Raw genomic sequence first — 22,912 nt, forward strand, 5'->3', positions numbered from 1 at the left:
TCTTACTGGTTGCCGCAGGTCGACGCCGTCACGGAGTCGAGCCAGGGCAGATCGTGTCCCATGCGGTCGCGCTTGGTGCGCAGGTACCGCAGGTTGTGCTCGCCCGCCTGCACGGGCATGGCCACGCGGTCGAGCACCTTCAGTCCGTGCCGCACCAGGGCGGTGGTCTTGTCGGGGTTGTTGGTCATCAGCCGGAGGCTGCGCACACCGAGGTCGTCCAGGATCTGCGCGCCGGCGGCGTAGTCCCGGGCGTCCGCGGGCAGCCCGAGTTCGAGATTGGCGTCCAGCGTGTCGCGGCCGCGTTCCTGCAGTTCGTACGCGCGGAGTTTGGACACCAGCCCGATGCCCCGGCCCTCGTGGCCGCGCAGGTAGACGACGACGCCCCGGCCCTCCTCGGTGACGCGCTCCATGGACTCCCGCAGCTGGGGGCCGCAGTCGCAGCGCAGCGAGTGGAAGATGTCGCCGGTCAGGCACTCGGAGTGGACGCGGACGAGGACGTCCTCGCCGTCGCCGATGTCGCCGTGGACGAGCGCGATGTGCTCGACGCCGTCCACGGTCGAGCGGTAGCCGTAGGCCGTGAACGCGCCCTGCGCGGTGGGCAGGTCGACCTCGGCCTCGCGGCGCACGGTCGGCTCCGCGCTGCGGCGGTAGGCGATCAGGTCCTCGATGGAGATGATCGTGAGCCCGTGCTTGCGGGCGAACGGGACCAGCTCGGGCAGCCGCAGCATCACCCCGTCCTCGCCGGCGATCTCGACGATCGCCCCGGCGGGTCGGAGTCCGGCGAGCCGGGCGAGGTCCACGGCGGCCTCGGTGTGGCCGGGGCGTACGAGGACACCGCCGGGCCGGGCGCGCAGCGGGAAGACATGGCCGGGGCGGACGAAGTCGGCCGCCTCCGCCGTGCCGCCCGCCAGCAGCCTGAGGGTGGTGGCCCGGTCGACGGCCGAGATGCCGGTGGTCACGCCGTGCACGGGGGCGGCGTCGACGGAGACGGTGAAGGCCGTGCTCATCGACTCGGTGTTGTTGGCCACCATCTGGGGCAGCTCGAGCCGCTCCAGCTCCTCGCTCTCCATGGGGGCGCAGATCAGTCCGCGGCACTCGCTCATCATGAAGGCGACGATCTCGGGCGTGGCCTTCTCGGCGGCGATGACGAGGTCCCCCTCGTTCTCGCGGTCCTCGTCGTCGACGACCACGACGGGCCGGCCGGCGGCGATGTCGCGGACGGCCTGCTCGACGGGGTCGAGGCGGAGGTCCTCCTCGGCGCCGTCGGCGGCGAACCAGGGCGACGGAGCGGCGGGACCCGCCGCGTCCGGCAGGGCGGTGGTGGTAGACGGGCGGGCGCTCATGCTGCCGCTCCTTCCAGAGCAGGGGTCGTACGGGACCGGAGCCACCAGTCGCGCATGCCCCACAGGACGAGCGCGCCGTAGATGACGTAGACGAAACCGGAGAAGGCGTAGCCGTTGGCGAAGTTCAGCGGCACGCCGACGAGGTCGACGAGGAGCCAGGCGAACCAGAACTCGACCATGCCGCGGGCCTGGGCGTACATGGCGACGAGCGTGCCGACGAAGATGTACGCGTCCGGCCAGGGGTCCCACGACAGCGTGGGGTAGGCCGTGAAGAGCAGGGCCACGGCGACCGTGCCGAGGGCGGCGACGCCGAGCATGAGGAGACGCTCCGGCCAGGTGGCGAAGCGGATGGCGATGGAGCCGTCCTGGGCCTGTCCCCGGCCCCGGGTCCACTGCCACCAGCCCCAGCCGGCCACGGCCATGACGACCACCTGCTTGCCCGCGCTGCCCGTCAGATGGGGGGCGAACGCGGCGAAGAGGATGAGGCCGGACAGGAACTGGGCGGGCCAGGTCCATATGGATCGGCGCCAGCCCAGCGCGAGGGCGACCAGCCCGATCACGTTGCCGATCATGTCGGACCACTTGATGTGCTGACCGAAGGCGGTGAACGCCTCGGAGTTCAGCCAGTCGACGACGCTCACTCGGCGGTCCCCTCCGCGCCCTCGGAGCGGTCGCCGAGCATCCGCTCGACGTACTTGGCGATGATGTCCACCTCGAGGTTGACCGGGTCGCCGGCCTGCTTGGTGCCGAGCGTGGTCAACCCGAGGGTGGTGGGGATCAGGCTGACGGTGAAGTGGTCGCGGCCGGCGTCGACGACGGTGAGGCTGACGCCGTCGACCGTGATGGAGCCCTTCTCCACGACGTAGCGGGAGAGCTCGGCCGGAAGCGAGACCTTGACGATCTCCCAGTGCTCGGAGGGCGTGCGCTCGACGATCGCGCCCGTGCCGTCGACGTGGCCCTGGACGATGTGCCCGCCGAAGCGTCCGTCGGCGACCATGGGCCGCTCCAGGTTGACCCTGGATCCGACGCCGAGCGCGCCGAGGCTGGAGCGCTTCAGCGTCTCGGCCATCACATCGGCGGTGAACTCGCCGTCGACGGTGTCCACGACGGTGAGACAGACCCCGTTGACGGCGATGGAGTCGCCGTGCTTGGCCCCCTCGGTGACGACGGGGCCGCGCAGTCGGAAGCGGGAGGCGTCGCCGAGGTCCTCCACGGCGGTGACCTCGCCCAGTTCTTCGACGATTCCGGTGAACACTGGTCAGGCTCCCTTGGGGATGGTCGCGGTGATGCGCAGATCGGGGCCGAGGCTCACGGTCTCGGCCACGTCGAGCCGCAACGCTTCGGTGATGGTGGTGATTCCGGCGCCGGCGAGGGCCGCGGGACCCTCGCCGAGAAGTACGGGGGCGAGGTAGCCGACGACTCGGTCGACGGCACCCGCGGCGACGAAGGATCCGGCGAGGGTCGGACCGCCTTCGAGGAGCGCCGAGCGGACGCCGCGCTCGTACAACGCTTCGAGGAGAGCGGGGACGGACAGACCGCGGCCGTCCCGGGGCAGCCGCAGTACGTCGGGGAGGGCGGTCTCGGCGTCCTCGGCGACGGCGACGAGGGTCGGCGCGGCGTCGTCCAGGACCCGGGCGCCCGGCCTGACGGCCCGGGCGTCGGTGTCGAGCACGACCCGCAGGGGCTGGGTGACGCCGTCGATGTCGCGGACCGCGAGATGGGGGTCGTCCGCGCGGGCCGTGCCGGAGCCGACGATCACGGCGTCGGCCTCGGCGCGCAGCCGGTGGACGTCGGCCCGGGACTCGGCGGAGCTGATCCAGCGACTGGTCCCGTCGGCGGCGGCGATCCGGCCGTCGAGGGTGGCGGCGTACTTCCACACGACGTACGGGCGGCGCAGGCGCACGGAGGTGAGCCATGCGGTGTTGCCCGCCTCCGCCTCCTCCTCGAGGAGGCCCTGCTCGACCCGGACGCCGGCCGCGCGCAGGGTGTCGGCGCCTCCGGTGGCCTGCGGGTTCGGGTCGGCGACCGCGTACACGACGCGGGTGATCCCGGCCTCGACCAGGGCCTGGGCGCAGGGGCCCGTGCGACCGGTGTGGTTGCAGGGCTCGAGGGTGACGTACGCGGTGCCGCCGCGGGCGTGCTCGCCCGCCTCCCGGAGGGCGTGGATCTCCGCGTGCGGACCGCCGGCGCGCTGGTGGAAGCCCTCGCCGACCCGGCGTCCCGACGCGTCGGTGACGACGCACCCGACGACCGGGTTGGGGCTGGTGGAGCCGAGACCGCGGGCGGCGAGCGTGACGGCTCGGCGCATGGCGTGCGTGTCGGCTGCGGTGGCCACCGGGTCCTCCTGCCTCTTCGGGCACGGACTCCGGGGCTGTCGATGTCGACAGAGAGCGAGCAACACCTCGGGAAACGCCGGCGTCAACGGTTCCGATCGCCCCGGAGGTGTCCTTCGAAGGCGATCAGCCGCTACGGCCGACGGACCTCGAGGGCCGCCCGCCGCGCACTGCCTCCCATCCGGACTTTAACCGTCGGTCCAGGAATTTCACCTGGTCAACCGGCCGCTGGCTGCGGACGGGTCGCGGACTGTAACCGCCGGTTCGGAATTGCACCGACCCCGGAGTGCGCTGCTGCTGATACAGGCCCAGTGTGCCACGAGCGCGCGGGGGCCATACGGGTGACCCGATGTGGGGTGGCTCACAAGAACCCACCCGAACGGAATGGTCCAGACCTATTGACGCACTGGTCTAGTCCTCTTAATCTCTGCGTCACCTCCGCGGAGACGGCGCTCCGGTGTGCGCACACCGGGGCCAACCCGACTCATTCCACCGCCAGTTGTGTGATCCCCACCCTCCCCAGGAGGACCCCACCGTGCTCACCCCCACCCGCCCGAGAGCCACGCTGCTCGCAGCCGGCGCAGCCGCCGCCGGACTGCTGCTGGGCTCGCTCACCGGCGGCGTCTCCCACGCCGCCGACGACCACGAGTCCTGCCGGCCCGACGGGCTCCACCGCACTCCCGGCGTCGCCGTGCCGTACTGCACCGCCTACGACGCCGAAGGCCGGGAGAAGATGGGCGCCGACCACCAGCGCCGCGTGATCGGCTACTTCACCGGCTGGCGCACCGGGAAGAACGGCGAGCCCGCGTATCTCGCCTCCGACATCCCGTGGGACAAGATCACCCACATCAATTACGCGTTCGGGCACATCGGTGTCGACAACAGACTCTCGGTCGGCGCGGACGGGCCGGACAATCCCGCGATCGGAATGACCTGGCCGGACGTCTCGGGCGCCGAAATGGACCCGGCGTTCCCGTACAAGGGCCACTTCAACCTGCTCGGCAAGTTCAAGAAGCAGCACCCCGACGTCAAGACGCTGATCTCGGTCGGCGGCTGGGCCGAGACCGGAGGCCATTTCGGCGCCGACGGCAGCCGGGTGGACTCCGGCGGTTTCTACTCCATGGCGACGAACGCCGACGGATCGGTGAACCAGGCCGGGATCGACACGTTCGCCGACTCGGCGGTCGCCTTCGTCAAGAAGTACGGGTTCAACGGCGTCGACATCGACTACGAGTACCCGACCTCGATGAAGGACGCCGGAAACCCGCTGGACCACGCCGTCTCCAACCCGCGCCGCGCCGGGCTCGTCAAGGGCTACGCCGCGCTGATGAAGACCCTGCGCGAGAAACTGGACCGCGCGGGCGCCGCGGACGGGAAGCACTACCTGCTCACGGTGGCGGCGCCGTCCTCCGGCTATCTGCTCAGGGGAATGGAGACGTTCCAGGTCCAGAAATACCTGGACTACGTCAACATCATGTCCTACGACCTGCACGGCGCCTGGAACGAGTACGTCGGGCCGAATGCCTCGCTCTTCGACGACGGCAAGGACGGCGAACTCGCGGCGGCCGGGGTCTATTCGACCTCCCAGTACGGCGGAATCGGATATCTGAACACCGACTGGGCCTATCACTACTTCCGCGGATCGATGCCCGCCGGCCGGATCAACATCGGCCTTCCCTATTACACCCGCGGCTTCAAGAACGTCCAGGGCGGGACGGACGGGCTGTGGGGCAGGGCCCCCTCGACGAACTGCCCCGCCGGCACGGGACTGACCAGGTGCGGTGACGGCGCGGTCGGGATCGACAACCTCTGGCACGACAAGGACACGGCGGGCAGGGAGTCCCCGGCCGGCTCCAACCCGATGTGGCACGCGAAGAACCTGGAGCGGGGCGTCGTCGGCGACTACGTCACCCGGTACGGCTTCCCGGCCGGCACGACGCTGACCGGCACGTACGTCCGCAAGTACGACGCGACGCTCGTCGCGCCCTGGCTGTGGAACGCGGAGAAGAAGGTCTTCCTTTCCACGGAGGACGAGCAGTCGGTGAGCACCAAGGCCGACTACGTGGTGGACCGGGGCATCGGCGGGACGATGGTCTGGGAACTGGCCGGCGACTACGACTGGAACGCCTCGAAGGGCCAGTACGAGACGGGCGACACGCTCACCACGGCCATGTACGAGAAGTTCCGGACGGCGGCCCCGTACGGCGCCCGGCGGGCGACCACCCCGATGCCGGCCGAAGCGGTCGACGTGAAGGCCGAGTTCGGGCAGTTCCCGCTCGGCGACTCCAACTACCCGATCAGCCCCAAGCTCAAGATCACCAACGGCACGACGGCGACGCTGCCGGGCGGTACGGAGTTCCAGTTCGACTACGGCACTTCGGCCCCGGGCAACGCCAAGGACCAGTCCGGCTTCGGCACGACCGTCGTGCGGAGCGACCACACGGGCGGCAACGTGGGCGGACTGAAGGGCGATCACCACCGCGTGTCCCTCAAACTGCCGGGCTGGCAGACTCTCGCGCCGGGCGCGTCCGTGGAACTCGACTTCGTCTACTACCTGCCGGTGTCCACTCCGTCGAACTGGACGGTGACCTTCGGCGGCAGGACCTATGCGCTGGCCGGCGATCTGGCACGGGGCACGACCGTCGTCGATCCCGGCGCGGGGTCGTCCGGCGGAGGGTCCGGCACAGGCGGGACGACCGGGGGAACGACCGGCGGGGGAGCGACCGACGGGGGAGCGACCGACGGGGGGACGACCGGCGGGGGCGGCGGGCAGTGCACGGCGCCCGCGTGGAGCGCGACGGCCGAGTACGGCGGCGGTACGAGCGTGTCCCACAACTCCCGCACCTGGAAGGCGAAGTGGTGGACGAAGGGCGAGGAGCCCGGCACCACCGGCGAGTGGGGGGTGTGGCAGGACCTCGGGGCCTGCTGACGAGCGGGGCGCGGCAGGACCCCGGGGCCTGCCGCACGCACCCCGAGTGAGAAACGCCCGGCGGCGGTTCCCGGCCCTTGCCGCCGCCGGGTCCTCGCGCCTCCCCGGGAGCCCTCGGCCGTACGGCAGCCCCTCCCGACGGCCCGTGGGCGCCTGCGCGGGCCGTCCGGCCGTGATGCGTACCGTGCGCCCTGCGGCCGCCCCTACCCCCGGAGCAACGGCGCGGCGCACGAGCCGTGGAGGCGAACCCTCAGGAAGCGGGTGCGAAGAGCTCCGCCTGGGCCGCCTCCCGGGCCGCGAGCAGGGCGCCCCGCAGCACCGCCTCGCCGCCCAGCTCCGTCGGCCGGATCGCCGTGCGCAGCGGTGACAGCGCCGCCAGGCGCGCCTCCACCCTGGTGGCGAGCGCCGTACCGCCGGCGTACCCGATCTCCCCGCCGAGGACCACGCAGCCGGGGTCCAGTACGGCGGCGACGGCGGCGGCCCCCACGGCCAGCTGCCCGGCGAGGGCGTCGAGGAAGGCGTCCCCCCGTCCGCCGGGGCACTCCCCCGCCGCCGCGGCCCTGACCGCCTCCTCGGCCTCGCCGTCGATGCCGTGGAGCACGGCGAGATCCCGTACCGCGGCCGCACCCGCCAGCGCGTGGAACCCGGCGTCGCAGCCCGTCGCGGACGGCAGCCCTCCGGTGCCCGGCACCGGAAGGAAGCCGATCTCCCCCGCGCCGCCCGAGGCACCGCGGCGCAGCGCGCCGCCGAGCACGACGGCCGCGCCGACGCCCTGGCCGAGCCACAGCAGTACGAAGTCGTCGAGATCGCGGGCGGCTCCGAGGCGCAGTTCGGCCACGGCGGCCAGATTGGTCTCGTTCTCCACGAGCACGGTCGCGGGGAGCCGCTGCTGGAGGGCGGCGACGAGTCTGCGGTGCCAGGCGGGCAGCTTGGTGGAGTTCCGCAGCTCCCCCGTCACCGGGTCGATCAGCCCCGGCGCGCCGATGCCGACGCTGTGCAGACGGCGGACGCCGGCCTCGTGGGCGGTGCTCTCCAGCAGGGCCACGGCCCGCTCGACGGCCGGTTCCGTGCCCGTGTCGCTGCCGATGGGCAGCGTCGCCTCGGCCAGGGTGGCGCCCACCAGGTCGGCGACCACGACCGAGACACCCTGGGTGCGGACGTCGAGGGCCGCGAGATGGGCGCGGTCGGCGACGATCCCGTACAGCCGGGCGTTGGGCCCCCGGCGCTGCTCGCCCGCCTCTCCCACCACCCGGATCAGCCCCGACACCTGGAGCCGCTCCACCAGGTCCGCGACGGAGGGCCGGGAGAGTCCGGTGAGCGTCTTCAGCTGACCTGCCGTCAACGGGCCCTCCTGCTGCAGCAGTCGCAGGGCGAGCCGGTCGTTGATGGCCCGGGCGGTGCTCGGGGATGCGGGCATGCCGGAATCCTTCCAGATGCCTGCCTCGTTCGACTCTATTTATCAGGCAGGGTTCCTGATAGTTTACGCGCACACCACGACTCCCGGGGAGGACGGCGCCGATGCCGACAGAGGTGGCAGACGACAGGCGACGGCTGAACAGGGCGCGCTACGCGGTCGCCGCCGTGTTCTGCGTGCACGGTGCCGTGACGGGCAGTTTCGCCACCCGCATCCCCTGGATCCAGGACCACGCGGGGGTCGGCGCGGGACAGCTGGGGCTCGCCCTCGCCTTCCCCGCCATCGGCGCGTCCCTCGCGATGCCCCTCGCGGGCGCCGTCAGCCATCGTTACGGGGCGCGCACCGCGCTGCGCGGTCTGCTCGCGCTGTGGACGCTCGCCCTGGCGCTCCCGGCGCTGTCCCCCAACGTGTACGCCCTGTGCGCCACGCTGTTCGTGTACGGCGCCACCGCAGGGATGTCGGACGTCGCCATGAACGCCCTCGGCGTCGAGGTCGAGAACCGGCTGGACCGCTCGATCATGTCCGGGCTGCACGGCATGTGGAGCGTGGGCGCGCTCCTCGGCTCGGCCGCGGGCACGGTCGCCGCGCATCTGGGCAGCGACGCACGGCTCCACCACCTGCTCGCGTCCGCCGTACTGACGGTGGTCGGGCTGCTGGCCTGCCAGGGCGTGCTCGACCTGCGGAGCTCCGCCGACGAGGAGCCGCCGCCGCGCTTCGCGCTGCCGCCGAAGTCCGCGGTGGTCATCGGGGCGATCGGCTTCTGCGGGGTGTTCGCCGAGGGCGCGAGCCTGGACTGGTCGGCGGTGTACCTGAGGGACGTACTGGGCACCTCGGCCGGGCTCGCCGCCGCGTCCACCACGGCGTTCGCCCTGACCATGGCGGTGGCCCGGCTGGTCGGCGACCGCGTCGTGGACCGGTTCGGCCCGGTCCGCACGGTCCGCGTCGGCGGCGTGCTGGCCACCGCAGGAGGCGTCCTGGTGGTTCTGGCGCCCCATCCGGCGGCCGCGATGACCGGTTTCGGCTGCATCGGGCTCGGCATCGCCGTGGTGGTTCCGCTGGCGTTCGCGGCGGCGGGCCGCAGCGGGACGAACCCGAGTCTCTCGATCGCGGGAGTGGCGACGATCACCTACACGTCCGGGTTGATCGCCCCTTCGGCGATCGGCGGGATCGCCGATCTGACCTCGCTGGTGGTGTCGTTCGGGCTGGTGACGGTGCTCGCGTTCGGGCTGGTCCTGGGAGCGGGGGTGCTGCGGGGCAGCAACCGGGGGGCGGCGCCGGCGGCGCCCGGGGCGACCGGTACGCAGGCACCCGCGCCGGCGCCTGACCTCCGGGCGTAGCCCGGCGCCTCCGCAGCAGGTCGCGGGGCCGTGGAACGCGCCCCGGGCCCGCACCGGGGACGGAAGCGGAGCATCGCGTTCCTCGTACGATGGTCGCTGATCATCGCCCCCTCGGAAGTGGAGCCCGTATGAACCTCGGCGTGCGCTGGACCCTGCACGGCGACGGACGAACCCCCGCTCCGGGAGCGGTCGTACGGCCCGAGGAGCGCCTCTCCTGGCCGCGCACGGCGGGGCTCGGCGCCCAGCACGTCGTGGCCATGTTCGGCGCCTCGTTCGTGGCGCCGGTGCTGATGGGGCTGGATCCCAACCTGGCCATCATGATGTCCGGTGTCGCGACCATGATCTTCCTGCTCGCGACCCGCGGCCGGATCCCGAGCTATCTGGGCTGCTCGCTGTCGTTCGTCGGCGTGGCCGCGACCATCCGCGCCACGGGCGGCGACAGCGCCACGATCACCGGCGCGATCCTCGTGGTCGGCGCGGTGCTCTTCCTCGCGGGCCTCGCCGTGCAGCGCTTCGGCGCCCGGATCATCCACGCCGCGATGCCACCGATCGTCACCGGCGCGGTGGTCATGCTCATCGGTTTCAACCTGGCGCCGGTCACGGCCTCGACGTACTGGCCGCAGGACCAGTGGACGGCCCTGCTCACCATGCTGTTCACCGGACTGGCCGTGGTGTGTCTGCGCGGCTTCTGGTCGCGCGTCGCGATCTTCCTGGGCCTGATCTTCGGGTACGGCATCTCCTGGGTCTTCGACCGGATCTTCGGGAGGATCCACTCACCGGCGGGCGGCGCCGAGGCGGTCGACCACTGGCGGCTCGACCTGTCGGGCGTCGGCAAGGCCGACTGGATCGGGCTCCCCGACTTCCACGCCCCGGCGTTCGAGTGGTCGGCGATCCTGGTCGCCCTGCCCGTCGTCATCGCCCTGATCGCGGAGAACGCCGGACACGTGAAGGCCGTCGGCGAGATGATCGGCGACCCGCTGGACGACAAGCTGGGCACGGCCATCGCCGCCGACGGCGCCGCGTCGATGCTGTCGAGCGCGGTGGGCGGCCCGCCGAACACCACGTACTCGGAGAACATCGGCGTCATGGCAGCCACCCGCGTGTACTCGACGGCCGCCTACTGGGCCGCCGCGTTCTTCGCGCTCCTCTTCGGGCTCTGCCCGAAGTTCGGCGCGGTCGTCGCCGCGATCCCGGGCGGCGTGCTCGGCGGCATCACCGTCATCCTGTACGGAATGATCGGCCTGCTCGGCGCGCAGATCTGGATCAACGCCAAGGTGGATCTGCGCAATCCGCTGAACCTCGTCCCGGCCGCCGCGGGCATCATCATCGGCGTCGGCGGCGTCAGCCTGAAGTTCAGCGAGAACTTCGAACTCGGCGGCATCGCCCTCGGCACGCTCGTCGTCATCACCGGCTACCACGTGCTGCGCGCCTTCGCCCCCGCCCACATGAAGCCGCAGGAGCCGCTGCTGGACGCGGGCACGTCCACGTACGACGAGGGTGACGGCGGCGGTCAGCCGTTCGCCAAGTCGTAGGCGTAGTCCGGCGTGAAGGTGCCCGCCGCGCCCTTGCACCCGTCCGACTCCCCGGGCAGCTTCACCCACAGGTAGGCGTCGATCCGGGCCTCCCCCGTCTCGGTGGTCGGCGTCCGGCCGAGGGCGCGGCCGTCCGGATCGCACCAGGCGCCCTGCGCCGGCGCGCCGTTGCCGTTGCGGCTGGTGTCGATGACGGCGCCCAGGCCCGGCGGGCCGCCGAGTGCGTCCAGCACCCGGCGGGCGTACCGCGCCTCGTCGGCGGTGCGGTGGAAGTTGGAGACGTTGGTGAAGATGCCGTCGCCGCTCGTGGCGGCACCCGCGGCGCGGAGCTGGGCGGCCTGCTTCGCGGCCGGGTGCCAGCCGGAGTGACCGGCGTCGAAGTACACCCTCGTCCGGGGGCCCGCGGCCTTCAGGGTGCGCGCAGCCCTGGCGAGCGAGGCGTAGCGGGCGGCCCGGCCGTCGTCCGCGAGGCAGTCCGAGAGCGCGATCGAGTCGGGTTCGAGGACCACGATGACCGGCCCGTCGCCGAGGCCGGCGGCGAACTCCCGTATCCAGGCGTCGTACGCGGCGAGATCGGGCGCGCCGCCCTGGGAAGCGCCGCCGCAGTCCCGGTCCGGGATCGCGTACGGCACCAGCACCGCGACGCGGCCCGCCGCCGCCGCGCCCGAGGTCACCGCCCGCACCCGGCCCGTGATCCGTCCGGGATCGTGCTCCGGGAACCAGACCGCGGCGGCGTGCGCGGCGATCCGTGACTCGATCAGCGGCCGGCGGGGATCGTCACGGTGCTCGCGCACCCAGTCCAGGACCTGGGACTGCGGATGGCGGTACAGCCGGCCGGCGGCCGCGGGCGTACCGGGGCGGCGTACCGGGCGGCTCGCCTGGGACGAGCGGGCGGGAGCGGCCGACGCCGCGGGCGACGGCGGGGGCCCGGGTGACGTCGCGGGCGCGGAGGGCGGGTGGGTCGGGCGGGCGGGCAGCGGGACGGTCACGGGCGAACTCCTCACCTCGGGCCGTGCGGTGTCGTCCTCGCCTCCGGCGGTGGACATCAGTCCGGCGACGGCGCCCAGGGCCACCACCGCGGAGGCCGCCGTGGTCATGACTCCCCGGCCGGCCGCGAGGCGCCGCTCGTTCCGTTCCGCCCGGCGCCGGTTGCGTACGCCTGACATGTGCTGTGCTCCCTCCCCGGCCGCCGCGGCCGTGGCGTTCCCCCGTTCCGGGGACGCCTGCGGCCGGGCGGCGCGTGTCCGAGCCTATGGCTGGGACGCTGCCCCCATGGCGAAGATCGCACAGTACGCGGCCGGCGGCGAGGCGGGCCGCAGGTCGGTCGACACGGTGCTGGCCCGGATGCGGGCATTCCGCTCCGACTGGCCGGCGGGCGACGGGATCGCGGTCTTCAACCGCGTGTACCTGACCGTCACCGAGGAACTCGGACGGCGCATCGACCGCGGCGAGTTCCCCGACCGCAGGTCCGCGGTCACCCTGCACGTTCTCTTCGCCGAGCGCTATCTGTCGACCGCGGACACGGTCGCCGCGGGCGGCCGGGCACCGGCCTGCTGGCGGCCGCTGTTCCAGTTCCGCCGTCATCCCGGCGTACGTCCGCTGCAGTTCGCGCTGGCCGGGATCAATGCGCACATCGGGCACGATCTCGCGCTGGCGGTCGTGGACACCTGCCGTACGCTCGGCTGCCGACCGACCGACGTCGAGGGGGACTTCGACCGCGTGGGTGACGTCCTCACGATGCTGGAGGAGCGCATCCGCGAGGATCTGATGCCCGGCCCCGATCTGCTGGAGATCGCCGATCCGCTCACCCATCTGCTCGGCTCGTGGAGTCTCGAGCGGGCCCGCGACGGCGCCTGGTCGGCGGCGCGGCTGCTGTGGGGGCTGCGGGAACTCCCCGCGCTGGCGGAGGAGTTCACCGAGCGCCTGGACGCCGGGGTCGGCCTCGTCGGTCGCTGCCTGCTCACCCCGCTCCGCTGACGAGAGCGACAGCACGAGGGCCACGGCGACGGGCCCGGACGGCACTGACCCGAACGGGACCGGGGCCGCGGCACTCCGGCCCCAGGGCGCGAACACGGAGCCGCCGCCGGCCGGGGTGTCCGGCCGGCGGCGGCTGAGGTGACCTCCCGGGTCCGACCGGGTCGCGGTCGGCGGCGGGGGTGCGTTCACGGGCCCCGCGGAGCGGGGCCAGGGAGGGCGTCAGTCCTCGGGGAGCTCCACGGGGGCGATCTCGTCGAAGACGTCGCCCGGGCCCGGGTTGGTGGCGTCGGTCGCGCCGCCGAGGTGGTGCATCACGCCCCACACGGCGTTGAGCGCCGTCTGCACCGCGCCCTCGGCCCAGCCGGCCGTCCACGAGATGTCGTCCCCGGCCAGGAAGATGCCGCGCTTGTCGTCGGGCAGCCGGTCCTGCATGAAGTGGGTGAACAGGCGCCGCTGGTAGCGGTAGTGGCCCGGCAGGTTGGCCTTGAACGCGCCCATGAAGTAGGGCTCGTTCTCCCAGGACACGGTCACCGGGTTGCCGATGATGTGCTTGCGGATGTCGACCTTCGGGTAGATCTCGCCGAGCGACTTGAGCATGACCTCCATGCGCTCGTTCGCGGACAGCGGCAGCCACTTGAGGCTGTCGTCGCACCACGTGTAGGAGAGGCAGATGACGGCCGGCTTGTCCGGGCCGTCGTCCAGCAGGTAGGTGCCGCGCGTCATCCGGTCGGTGAGCGTCATCGACATCACGTCGCGGCCGGTCTGCTCGTCCTTGTCCAGCCAGAACGGCCGGTCCACCGGCACGAACAGCTTGGACGACTCCATGTAGTGCGTGCGCTCCATCGCCGTCCAGTGGTCGATGGGGAACAGCGAGTCGTCGCAGGCGATCTTGGAGAGCAGCATCCAGGACTGTGCGGTGAAGATCGCCGCCTGGTAGGTGCGGATGTCGCCGGAGGCGTCCGTGACGGTGATGCGGTTGCCCGCGGTGCGGTGCAGCCGGGTCACGGCGGGCCGGGGCTGCCCGTCCACGTGCAGCGTGGCGAGCGAGGTGCCGTACGACCAGTGGGTGATCTTCTCCGGTGCGCGCTCCCAGAGCCGCAGCGGCAGCTGCTGGGAGCCGCCGACGATGCCGCGGTGGTGGTCGTCGGCCTCGGTGTAGACGACGCGGAGGATCTCCAGGATGGAGTTGGGGAAGTCGGTGTCCCAGCCGCCGGTGCCGAAGCCGACCTGGCCGAAGATCTCGCGGTGCCGGAAGGACTTGAACGCCTCGGAGTCGCAGAGGAAGCCGTAGAAGGTCTGGTTGTCGAGCTTCTCGACGAGCTTCGCCCAGATCTCGCGGATCCGCGGGACGTCGCGCTCGCGCATGGCGCGGTTCATGTCGGAGAAGTCCGCGCCCTCCTCCAGGCAGTCGTTCCACGCCTTCGCGACGTCCCGGTACACCTGCGGCAGGTCGTCGATGGTCTCCGCGTAGTGCGACTCGCCCTTGAGGTCGACGACGGTCGAGGGGGTGGTCTCGGCGAGCGGGTTGGGGAAGGCCCGGGTCTCCAGCCCCACCAGGTCGATGTAGTGCTGCAGCGCCGTCGAGGAGGGCGGGAAGCGCATGGCGCCCATCTCGGCGGTGAGCGACGGGTCGCAGCCCTCGAAGCCCACCGTGCGCAGCCGGCCGCCGATCTGGTCCGCCTCGTAGACGACCGGCTTGAGGCCCATCTTCATCAGCTCGTACGCGGCGACGATGCCGGAGAGGCCGCCGCCGATGACCGCGACCTCGGTGCCGTGCTCGGTCGCGGGTATCTGCCCCAGGCCCGCCGGGTTCGCGAGGAAGTCGTCGTAGGCGTAGGGGAAGTCCGGCCCGAACATGGTGATGGGCGGCTGCGCGTCGGTGTGCGGGACGGCGGTGGGCACCGTGGACGTCATGGGGTGTTGCTCCTGGTGTGGCGGGGCTGGGCGGGAGGTCTCAGCGGGCGAGCGGCCCGTACAGGCCGGGACGGCGGTCGCGCAGATACGGGTTGTCGGCGCGGGAGGCGGCCAGCAGGTCCGGGTCGGCATCGCCGATCACCAGGTCCTCTCCGTGGCCGGCGCGGGCCCGGACGATGCCGTCGGGGCCGGCGAGGCAGCTCAGCCCGGCGAAGTCGAACTCGCCCTCGGGGCCGGTGCGGTTGGCGTACGCCACGTACATCTGGCTCTCGAAGGCGCGGACCGGGAGGAGCTTCTCGGCGACGAACTGGAAGGGGTTCATCAGCGCGGTCGGCACCGCGAGCAGGTCCGTGCCCGCCAGGGCGTGGGCGCGCACGTTCTCCGGGAACTCGACGTCGTAGCAGATCAGCAGACCGATCCGGAGGCCGCCGAGCTCGGCCTGGACGACCGTCTCGTCGCCGGGCGTGAACCACTCCTTCTCGAAGCAGCCGAAGAGATGGGTCTTGCGGTAGTTGGCGAGGCGCGTGCCGTCCGGACCGATCAGCTGCGTCGCGTTGTACACCGTCTCCGCCCGGTCGCCGGTGCCGCGCTCCGGGTAGCCGTAGACGACGGCGATCCCGTGGCGGGCGGCGATCGCCGCGACGGCCCCGGCGGAGGCGCCGTCGGCGGTCTCGGCGAGGCGTCGCACGTCATCGCCGATCGCGTAGCCGGTGAGGTACATCTCCGGGGCGACGAGGAGGCCGGCCCCGGCCGCTGCGGCACGGGCCGCGTGGGTGTCGAGGATCTCGAGGTTCTTGGCGAGGTCGCCGGGGGTCCCGGAGCTCTGGAGCAGGGCGGTGCGCAGCGGCGGCATGGACCTACCTCGGAAGGAGTGGGCTGGGTGTCTGGGAGACGTCAAAAACGGTACGTTCCGGCCAACCGCCGGGACAAGGCGAGACCGTTGCGTTCAGAGTGTCGATCCGTTGCGTGAATTCGGCGAGGACCGGCGATTCGTTGCGCCTCGGCCGTCGGCGCTCCCTGCGGTCCGTGGCGGCACCCGCCGGGACCCGGGGGCTCAGGCAGGTGCCCCCGAGGAGAACCGCCTGAGCAGGGGCGACAGCACCAGGACCGACTTGGTCCGCTCCACGAAGGGTTCTCCGGCGATCCGCTCCAGCACCCGCTCGAAGTGGCGCATGTCGGAGGCGAAGACCTGGACGATCGCGTCCGCCTCCCCGGTGACGGTGGAGGCGGACGCGACCTCCGGGTACCGCTCGAGCCCGCGCTTGATGGTCCCGGGAGAGGTGTTGCTGCGTGCGTAGATCTCGATGAAGCCCTCGGTCTCCCAGCCCATCGCGGCCGGGTCGACGCGGACCGTGAAGCCGGTGATGGCCCCCTCCGCCCGGAGCCTGTCCACGCGCCGCTTCACGGCGGGCGCGGACAGGCCGACGAGCGAACCGATGTCGGCGTAGGAACGGCGGGCGTCCTCGGCGAGGGCGTGGACGATGCGTTCGTCGAGATCGTTCAGTCGCACGGGGGGTGGATCACTTCTCTGCAGTTGCCAACCGGGAGCGGCGAAGGCCGTAGAGGAAGTAGAACACGAGCCCGGCGGCCATCCAGCCACCGAACCACACCCAGGTGATGCCGGGGAGGCTGAGCATCATGTAGGCGCAGAATCCGAAGCCCAGGATCGGGGTGACCGGGAAGAGCATCACCTTGAAGGTGCGGTTCATGTCCGGGCGCTTCCACCGCAGGATGATCACGGCGACGTTGACCAGCGCGAAGGCGAACAGGGTGCCGATGCTCGTGGCGTTGGCCAGTTCGCCGAGCGGGATGAAGGCGGCCAGGACTCCGCAGAACAGCGAGACGATCACGGTGTTGGCGCGCGGGGCGCCGGTCTTCTCGTTGACCTTGGCGAAGACCTTGGGCACCAGGCCGTCGCGGGACATCGCGAACAGGATGCGGGTCTGGCCGTACAGCACGGCGAAGACGACGCTGGCGATCGCGACGACGGCGCCGGCGGCGAGCACCACGCCCCAGAAGCTCTGGCCCGTGACGTCCTTCATGATCTGTGCGAGCGCGGCCTCGGTGCCCTCGAAGTCCTGCCACGGCATGGCGCCGACGGCGACCAGGGCGACGAGGCAGTAGAGCACGGTGACGATCAGCAGCGACAGCATGATCGCGCGGGGGAGGTCCTTCTTCGGGTTCTTCGCCTCCTCGCCGGCGGTGGAGGCGGCGTCGAAGCCGATGTAGGAGAAGAACAGCGTGGCCGCGGCGGCGCTGATCCCGGTGATGCCGAGCGGGGCGAGCGGGGCGTAGTTGCCGGCCTTGATGCCCATGAAGCCGATGCCGATGAAGAGCAGCAGCGTCACGATCTTGATGACGACCATCACCGTGTTGACGCGGGCGCTCTCCTTGGCACCGCCCATCAGGAAGACCATGGCGAGCAGCACGACGACGAGCGCGGGGAGGTTGATGAACCCGCCCTCGCCGATCGGCGCGGACACGGCGCTCGGGATCGTCACCCCGATCGTGCCGTCGAGCAGTTCGTTCAGGTACTCGCCCCAGCCGACGGCGACGGCCGCGACGGAGACCCCGTACTCCAGCACCAGGCACCAGCCGCAGACCCAGGCGATCAGTTCGCCCATGGTCGCGTACGAGTAGGAGTACGACGATCCCGAGACCGGCACGGCGCCGGCGAGCTCGGCGTAGGACAGGGCCGAGAACAGGGCCGTCAGGCCGGCGACGACGAAGGAGATCGCGACGGCCGGGCCGGCGAGCGGGGTGGCCTCGCCGAGGACGACGAAGATGCCGGTGCCGAGGGTGGCACCGATGCTGATCATGGTCAGCTGCCACATGGTGAGCGAGCGGCGGAGCGTGCCGCCCTCGCCCTGGCCGCCCTCGGAGACGAGCTGCTCGACGGGCTTGCGCCGCATCAGACGGCTGCCGAGGCCCTGGGCGGGGCCACCGGGGTCCCTCTGGGGGGTGACGGGGGGCGCTGCGCCGTGGTCCAACACTGGGGAGGCTCCTTATCGCTGCCTATCGGTGAGGCGGCGACCGCGGCGGCCCGGCGCAGGCATGACCGAGGGCAGCCCGGAGCGCGGGGGAATCGCCGAGCAGGCGGTCCCCGCCACTCCACGTACAGGCAGGAACCCTACGAGGTTGACGTTCCCGACCGTAATGCATGAGCTTTGCGCACCTGCGCAAGATCATTGCGTACTGGGGGCGACGACGGGGGTTCGTTGCACGGCCGCGCAAAGGTGTTCAGATTTCGCGCAACCGGTCTGCTATCTCCCTCAGCAGGGACGGGTCGTGCTCGCCTCGCCGGTCGGGCGGCGCGGAGACCCGCACCAGACCCGCTTCGACGAGGTCGACGAGCAGGACCCGGACGACCGTCAGGGGCATGTCGGCGTCCGCCGCGACCTCGGCGACCGGTCGCGGCGCGCGGCGGACCAGTTCCAGCAGCGCGCTGCGGGCATGGTCGAGTCGCGGCTCGGGTCTGTCCCATTCCACGGCTCTGACCTGCGACATCAGATCGATGTGGTGCTCCGCGACGGGACGGGTCCGGCCGTGGGTGACGGTGTACGGCCGCACCATCGACCCGGTCTCGTCCTCGTACCAGTGATCGTTCACGGGACTACGCGTCGGGGGCCTCGGCGGCCGAGCGCGCGGGGACGGCCATGTGCCGGCCGACGCGCTTCACCAGGAGCGCCATCTCGTGGGCGAGCTGTCCGACGTCGGTCTCGGTGCCGCTGAGCACCGCCAGCCGGCTGCCGTCGCCGGCCGGGGTGATGAACAGATAGGCGTCGTCGAGCATGACCATCGTCTGGCGGACCTTCCCGGCCGCGAATCGGGAACCGGCCTCACCGGCGAGGCTGTGGAAGCCCGCGCACACGGCGGACAGATGCTCCGCGTCCCGCTGCGGCATCCCCCGGGAGGCGCAGGTGACCAGGCCGTCCGCGGTGAGCAGCACGGCCCGGCGGACGTGGTCGGTCCTGTCCAGCAGGTCGTCGAGCAGCCAGCCGAGGCCGTCCGCGGCGGTCCGTCCGGGCTCTCCGGCGTACGGCTCAGCCATCGTCGTGCGTCCTTTCGTCGTTCGTGGATCCCCGCCCGGCCGGCGTGCTCCCGCCGCCCGGAGCGCCCCCGTCACCCGGCGCGCTCGCGCGCGATTCGCTTCCCCGCGGCTCGCTTCTGCGTCCGCGGTCGAGCCCTCGCTGGAAGGCACCGAAGACGGCTCGCATCTCCTCCGCGCTGATCTCCCTCTCCGGCTTTCCGGGCCCGTCCTGCTCCGCTCCGGGGCGCCCTTCGCGCAGCGGGGCGGCGAGGGACGCCTGGCGGATCCGGGTGGGCAGGGTCCGGGGCGCCGGGCCGTGCTCGGCCGGCGGTTCGCCGCCGGATCCCGGGGCGGGAGCCGCACTCCGGGTCCCGGCCGGGTCGTCTCCCGTCCCGCTGCCGGAGGGCGGGGCCGCGTCGGCCCGCGCCTGCTCCGGTCCGGGGTCGGCGCCGGGGCCGGTCTGCTGTTCCGCCCGGTCCGCCGTCGAGGGGTGGAAACGGCGGCGGACGGGCAGCGGGCTCGGCGGCCCGCCGAGCGGCCTGACCCCCGACTCCTCACCTCCTGCGCCGGATCGGACCTCCGACTCCTCACCTCCTGCGCCGGGCCGCGGGCTCGTGGTGCCTCGTCCATCGGGCGCCGCGCTGCCGTGCTCGGCCGGCTCGTCCACCGGCGGCACGGAGCGCGTCGGGAGGGTGCGGACCACCGCGCCGGCCCCGGAAGGCGCTGTCGCCGCAGGCTCGGCCCCGAAGGCCGTCGCAGCGCCGGCGAGGGCCGCCTCGTGCGCCCGGTCCGGTGCGGAGGACGGCCCCCGGTCGGGGTCCGGCGCCGGGTCCGCCGGGGTGATGATCGGGTTGGGCAGCAGCACCACCGCGGTGGTGCCCCCGTACGGGGAGCGGGTGAGGGTGACGGTGATGCCGTGCCTGGCGGCGAGCCGGCCGACGATGTACAGGCCGAGGCGCTCGTCCTGGACCGGGTCGAAGTCGCCCGGGCGCGCCAGGGTGCGGTGGGCCCGGGCGAGTTCTTCGCCGTCCATGCCGAGGCCGCGGTCGTCGATCTCCAGGACGAAGCCGTTGCGGGCCTCGCCCGTGCGCATCGTCACCTGGGTGTGCGGCGGCGAGAAGGCCGCGGCGTTCTCGACCAGCTCCGCGACGAGATGCACCACGTCCGCCACGGCGTCCGCGCCCACGCCGACCGCGGGCATCGGGGGCACCACGACCCGCGTGTAGTCCTCGATCTCGCCGACCGCGGCCGCCACCACGTCCACGAGCGGCACCGGCTTGCGCCACCGCCGGCCGGGCGCCGCGCCCGAGAGGATGATCAGGCCCTCCGCGTGGCGCCGCATACGGGTGGTCAGATGGTCGATGCGGAACAGGTCCTCGAGCGTGTCAGGGTCCGTCGTCCGCCGCTCCAGCGTGTCGACGAGCTTCGCCTGCCGGTGCACCAGCGCCTGGTTCCGTCGCGCGATGTTCAGCAGGACGGCGAAGACGCCGCGCCGCAGCGTCGCCTGCTTCACCGCCGCCTCGACGGCCGCCCGGCGCGCCGCGTTGAGAGCCGTGCCCACCTGGGCGATCTCGTCGGGCTCCCCGTCCCCGTCGGCGAAGTCCAGGGGTGGCGCCGCGGCCGCCGGGTCGACGTCCTCGCCCGCGCCGAGCCGCTCCATCACCTCGGGCAGCCGACGGGTGGCGAGTACGTCCGCCGCGTCCCGCAGCTCCTCCAGCCGCCGGGCGATCCGCCGGCCGGCGCTCACCGAGAGCCACACGGAGAGGCCGACCGCGGCCAGCCCGGCGAGGCCGACGACGGCCGCCTTGACCATCTCGCGGTAGGCGAACGCGCGTCCGCGTTCGGCCGCGTTCAGGGCGGATTCGGTGCACAGCAGCATGTACCGCTTGACCGCGCGGTCCGTGGTGGTACGCCACGAGGCATCCGCCATCGCCTCGCCGGCGTTCGCCGCACCGGCCCGGAGCAGCGCGTCCTCCCCCGAGGTCAGGGCCCGGTACTCGGCGCTCCGCTGGAAGTCCGTGAAGAGCTTCCGGGAGTCCGCCGGGAGATCGGGGACGTAGGTGCGGTGGAAGACGCGCCGGTCCTCGATGGCCGCGGTGAGCGTGTCGTACTGGGCGTCGCCGAGGGCTCCGGCAGCCCGTGCCCCGGCCACGAGCGCGTCCTCGCGGGAGACGAACTCCCGCACCCGCACGAGCTCCACGACAACCTGCGCCTCGCGTGCGAGCTGTCCGGCCTGCAGCGCGGTGAGCTGGGACTGGACGTCGAAGGTCGGCTCGACGATCACCGTGTAGGCGTCGACCGCCTCGCTCCAGGAGAGACGGCGGTCGACCACCGCGTTCCGCAGGGCGTCGAGCCGCTCGGCGGCGCGGGCCATCGCGTCCAGGGACTCGCGCTGCCGTCCGGAGAGGTCCTCGCGGCGGTCCTGGTCGCCGACGGCGTCGAGCATGGCCTCCACGGCACGGTCCGTCGAACGCTGCTGGGCCAGCAGCGCGGCGGCGTCGGCCGCCCCGCCGTTCCGCTGCCCGGCACCCAGATAGGCGGCGGAGAGCCGGCGTTCGATCTGGATCTGCCCGACAGCCGTGTCGACCGGGGTGCCGAACGTCTCGTACACGCTCTGGAGCCGGATCAGGGCCCGCAGATCCCCCGTCACGGACACCATGGCGAAGCTCCACAACGCCAGCAGGGCAACGGCGGGCACAGCAGTGAGGGCCACGATCCGGCCGCGGATCGTGGGAGGGCGCAATCGCCGGCGCATGGGCTCCCCTGGACGTTCGGGACATACGGCCAGCGGGTGTTACCGCCGGGTAGGGGCAGAAGCTACGCGATCCGTCGTGGGCCGCGCAATGCTCCCGCCGGTAACGCCGGGGGCGGTTATCGGCCACTGGCAGTGACAGCACGATGGCCGAGGGGTACCGCCGGCAGGGCCCAGAAGGGACAGAGCCGGGCGAGGGGCACCGATCGGCGCGCACGGGGTAGGAGTCAACTCCCGCACCCGACCGAACGGAGGCCCACGTGACGCCGGACCCGAACTGGCTCGACCCCGGACCGTTCCTGCGCGGCGTGGCCTGGCTCGACGGCGGGCGTCCGGTACGGGCCGACCCCGGCGATGCGGCCCGGCTGCCGTGGGACACCCGGGAGCGCGCGGCGCTCCCCATCGGCGTACGGCTGGAGTTCACGGCTCCCGACGGCGCCCGCGCCATCGAACTGCGCTACCGGGCCCGGGTGCCCGGCACGACCGACGCGCTGCGCGACCTGGCCCACTGCTTCGCGGTGTGGGAGGGCGACCGGTGCACCGCCGAGTCGTTCACCGAGCCCGCGGAGGAGGCGACGGTCACCGTCCCCCTGCCGCCCGGGCCGGGGCCGTTCACCGTCCATCCACCGCAATCGCAGGCTCCGGTGGTTCTCGGGTTGCGCGGGCTGGGCGGCAGGGTGGTCCCGGCTCCGCGACGGCCGCGCTGGGTGGTCCACGGCGACTCGATCACCGAGGGCTGGTGGTCGACCCGGCCCGCGCACGCCTGGCCCTCGGCCGCCGGCCGAGCCCTCGGTCTGGACTGCGTCAACCTCGGCTACGCCGGATCGGCCCGCGGCGAGCTCGCGACCGCCCAGCAGCTCGCCGCGCTGCCCGCCGACCTGCTCACGCTGGCCTTCGGCACGAACTGCTGGTCGTCCGTGCCCTGCTCCGCTCCCCTGCTGTACGAGACGACCCGCGCCTTCCTCTCCCTCGTCCGCCGGGGGCACCCGGCCACACCGCTGCTGCTGGTCTCACCCGTGCTGCGCCCGGAGGCCGAGACGACGCGCAACGCGCTGGGCGCGACGCTGGCGGACCTCCGGGCGGCGATGGAGGAGGCCGTCCGGGATCTCGTCGCCGCGGGCGACGACCGGCTGGTTCTGCTGCCCGGTGCCGGCCTGCTGACCGCGGACGACCTGGCGGACGGCCTGCACCCGAACGACACGGGCCACGCCCGGATGGCGGCGGCGGTGGCCGGAGCCGTACGGACGTCGGGTCTCGCCCTGACGCCTGCTGCCGCGGCCGCGGGTGGCGTCTGACGTTCGCGACGACGAGGCGCCCGACCAGCGCGGGGCCCGGACGCTCCGCAGGCGCA

Annotated in this window: 18 protein-coding genes and 1 riboswitch; of the genes, 5 read left to right on the forward strand and 13 right to left on the reverse strand. The window is 72.7% G+C overall.

Going from position 1 to position 22,912, the window contains the following annotated elements:
• Positions 1-2 precede the first annotated feature (2 nt).
• The 4 genes from BLT82_RS23835 to ribD all read right to left on the reverse strand — a co-directional run bounded on the left by BLT82_RS23835 (position 3) and on the right by ribD (position 3,678).
• The gene (locus tag BLT82_RS23835) at positions 3-1,343 is read right to left on the reverse strand and encodes a bifunctional 3,4-dihydroxy-2-butanone-4-phosphate synthase/GTP cyclohydrolase II (protein ID WP_093658198.1); all 1,341 of its coding nucleotides are present in this window, start codon (positions 1,341-1,343) and stop codon (positions 3-5) included.
• Positions 1,340-1,915 (reverse strand): nicotinamide mononucleotide transporter family protein, encoded by a 576-nt coding sequence (locus BLT82_RS23840; RefSeq protein WP_404205113.1) that lies wholly within the window; start codon positions 1,913-1,915, stop codon positions 1,340-1,342. Before BLT82_RS23840 ends, BLT82_RS23835 begins: the two co-directional genes overlap by 4 nt.
• Positions 1,916-1,980: 65 nt before the next feature.
• Complete coding sequence (locus BLT82_RS23845) at positions 1,981-2,598, reverse strand: riboflavin synthase (RefSeq protein ID WP_093658202.1); 618 nt, start codon at positions 2,596-2,598, stop codon at positions 1,981-1,983.
• Between the two features lie 3 nt (positions 2,599-2,601).
• Positions 2,602-3,678 (reverse strand): bifunctional diaminohydroxyphosphoribosylaminopyrimidine deaminase/5-amino-6-(5-phosphoribosylamino)uracil reductase RibD, encoded by a 1,077-nt coding sequence (gene ribD, locus BLT82_RS23850; protein ID WP_093658204.1) that lies wholly within the window; start codon positions 3,676-3,678, stop codon positions 2,602-2,604.
• 161 nt (positions 3,679-3,839) lie between these two features.
• Positions 3,840-3,970: riboswitch (FMN riboswitch) on the reverse strand.
• A gap of 241 nt (positions 3,971-4,211) precedes the next feature.
• Here ribD and BLT82_RS23855 point away from each other — a divergent pair.
• A complete protein-coding gene (locus BLT82_RS23855; protein ID WP_093658206.1) occupies positions 4,212-6,605 on the forward strand; it encodes a chitinase C-terminal domain-containing protein in 2,394 nt (797 codons plus the stop codon).
• 250 nt (positions 6,606-6,855) lie between these two features.
• Here the strand turns inward: BLT82_RS23855 and BLT82_RS23860 are convergent, their stop codons facing one another.
• Complete coding sequence (locus tag BLT82_RS23860) at positions 6,856-8,022, reverse strand: ROK family transcriptional regulator (RefSeq protein ID WP_093658208.1); 1,167 nt, start codon at positions 8,020-8,022, stop codon at positions 6,856-6,858.
• A 101-nt stretch (positions 8,023-8,123) separates the two neighbouring features.
• Between BLT82_RS23860 and BLT82_RS23865 the strand changes: the two genes are divergently transcribed.
• Together BLT82_RS23865 and BLT82_RS23870 are read left to right on the forward strand one after the other, a co-directional pair.
• Entirely contained in the window at positions 8,124-9,356 is a 1,233-nt protein-coding gene (locus BLT82_RS23865) for an MFS transporter (protein ID WP_093658210.1), read from the forward strand.
• A gap of 128 nt (positions 9,357-9,484) precedes the next feature.
• The gene (locus tag BLT82_RS23870; protein ID WP_093658212.1) at positions 9,485-10,888 is read left to right on the forward strand and encodes a uracil-xanthine permease family protein; all 1,404 of its coding nucleotides are present in this window, start codon (positions 9,485-9,487) and stop codon (positions 10,886-10,888) included.
• Here BLT82_RS23870 and BLT82_RS23875 read toward each other — a convergent pair.
• Positions 10,867-12,054: a glycoside hydrolase family 6 protein gene (locus BLT82_RS23875; RefSeq protein WP_093658214.1), complete on the reverse strand. Its 1,188-nt coding sequence runs from the start codon at positions 12,052-12,054 to the stop codon at positions 10,867-10,869. The two genes, BLT82_RS23870 and BLT82_RS23875, sit on opposite strands and share 22 nt — an antisense overlap.
• A gap of 106 nt (positions 12,055-12,160) precedes the next feature.
• On the opposite strand from BLT82_RS23875, the gene BLT82_RS23880 reads away from it, so the two are divergent.
• Entirely contained in the window at positions 12,161-12,865 is a 705-nt protein-coding gene (locus BLT82_RS23880; RefSeq protein ID WP_093658216.1) for a DUF5995 family protein, read from the forward strand.
• Positions 12,866-13,084: 219 nt separating this feature from the next.
• Here the strand turns inward: BLT82_RS23880 and BLT82_RS23885 are convergent, their stop codons facing one another.
• The 7 genes from BLT82_RS23885 to BLT82_RS23915 all read right to left on the reverse strand — a co-directional run bounded on the left by BLT82_RS23885 (position 13,085) and on the right by BLT82_RS23915 (position 21,564).
• Entirely contained in the window at positions 13,085-14,779 is a 1,695-nt protein-coding gene (locus BLT82_RS23885) for a flavin monoamine oxidase family protein (protein ID WP_093658218.1), read from the reverse strand.
• A gap of 40 nt (positions 14,780-14,819) precedes the next feature.
• Entirely contained in the window at positions 14,820-15,632 is an 813-nt protein-coding gene (locus BLT82_RS23890; RefSeq protein WP_093658220.1) for a carbon-nitrogen hydrolase family protein, read from the reverse strand.
• Between the two features lie 201 nt (positions 15,633-15,833).
• Positions 15,834-16,289 carry an Lrp/AsnC family transcriptional regulator gene (locus BLT82_RS23895; protein ID WP_093658222.1) on the reverse strand — a complete coding sequence of 152 codons (456 nt, stop codon included), beginning with the start codon at positions 16,287-16,289 and terminating at the stop codon, positions 15,834-15,836.
• Between the two features lie 10 nt (positions 16,290-16,299).
• Positions 16,300-17,772, reverse strand: coding sequence for an amino acid transporter (locus BLT82_RS23900; protein ID WP_093658224.1), 1,473 nt, complete (start codon positions 17,770-17,772; stop codon positions 16,300-16,302).
• Positions 17,773-18,019: 247 nt separating this feature from the next.
• Positions 18,020-18,388 carry a DUF742 domain-containing protein gene (locus tag BLT82_RS23905; protein WP_093658226.1) on the reverse strand — a complete coding sequence of 123 codons (369 nt, stop codon included), beginning with the start codon at positions 18,386-18,388 and terminating at the stop codon, positions 18,020-18,022.
• 4 nt (positions 18,389-18,392) lie between these two features.
• Entirely contained in the window at positions 18,393-18,830 is a 438-nt protein-coding gene (locus BLT82_RS23910; protein WP_093658228.1) for a roadblock/LC7 domain-containing protein, read from the reverse strand.
• Positions 18,823-21,564, reverse strand: coding sequence for a sensor histidine kinase (locus BLT82_RS23915; RefSeq protein WP_244292106.1), 2,742 nt, complete (start codon positions 21,562-21,564; stop codon positions 18,823-18,825). Before BLT82_RS23915 ends, BLT82_RS23910 begins: the two co-directional genes overlap by 8 nt.
• A gap of 257 nt (positions 21,565-21,821) precedes the next feature.
• Here BLT82_RS23915 and BLT82_RS23920 point away from each other — a divergent pair, with 257 nt between their 5' ends.
• Positions 21,822-22,856 (forward strand): GDSL-type esterase/lipase family protein, encoded by a 1,035-nt coding sequence (locus BLT82_RS23920; RefSeq protein ID WP_093658232.1) that lies wholly within the window; start codon positions 21,822-21,824, stop codon positions 22,854-22,856.
• The last annotated feature ends 56 nt before the right edge of the window (positions 22,857-22,912 follow it).

The sequence above is a fragment of the Streptomyces wuyuanensis genome (assembly GCF_900103455.1).
Taxonomy (GTDB): domain Bacteria; phylum Actinomycetota; class Actinomycetes; order Streptomycetales; family Streptomycetaceae; genus Streptomyces; species Streptomyces wuyuanensis.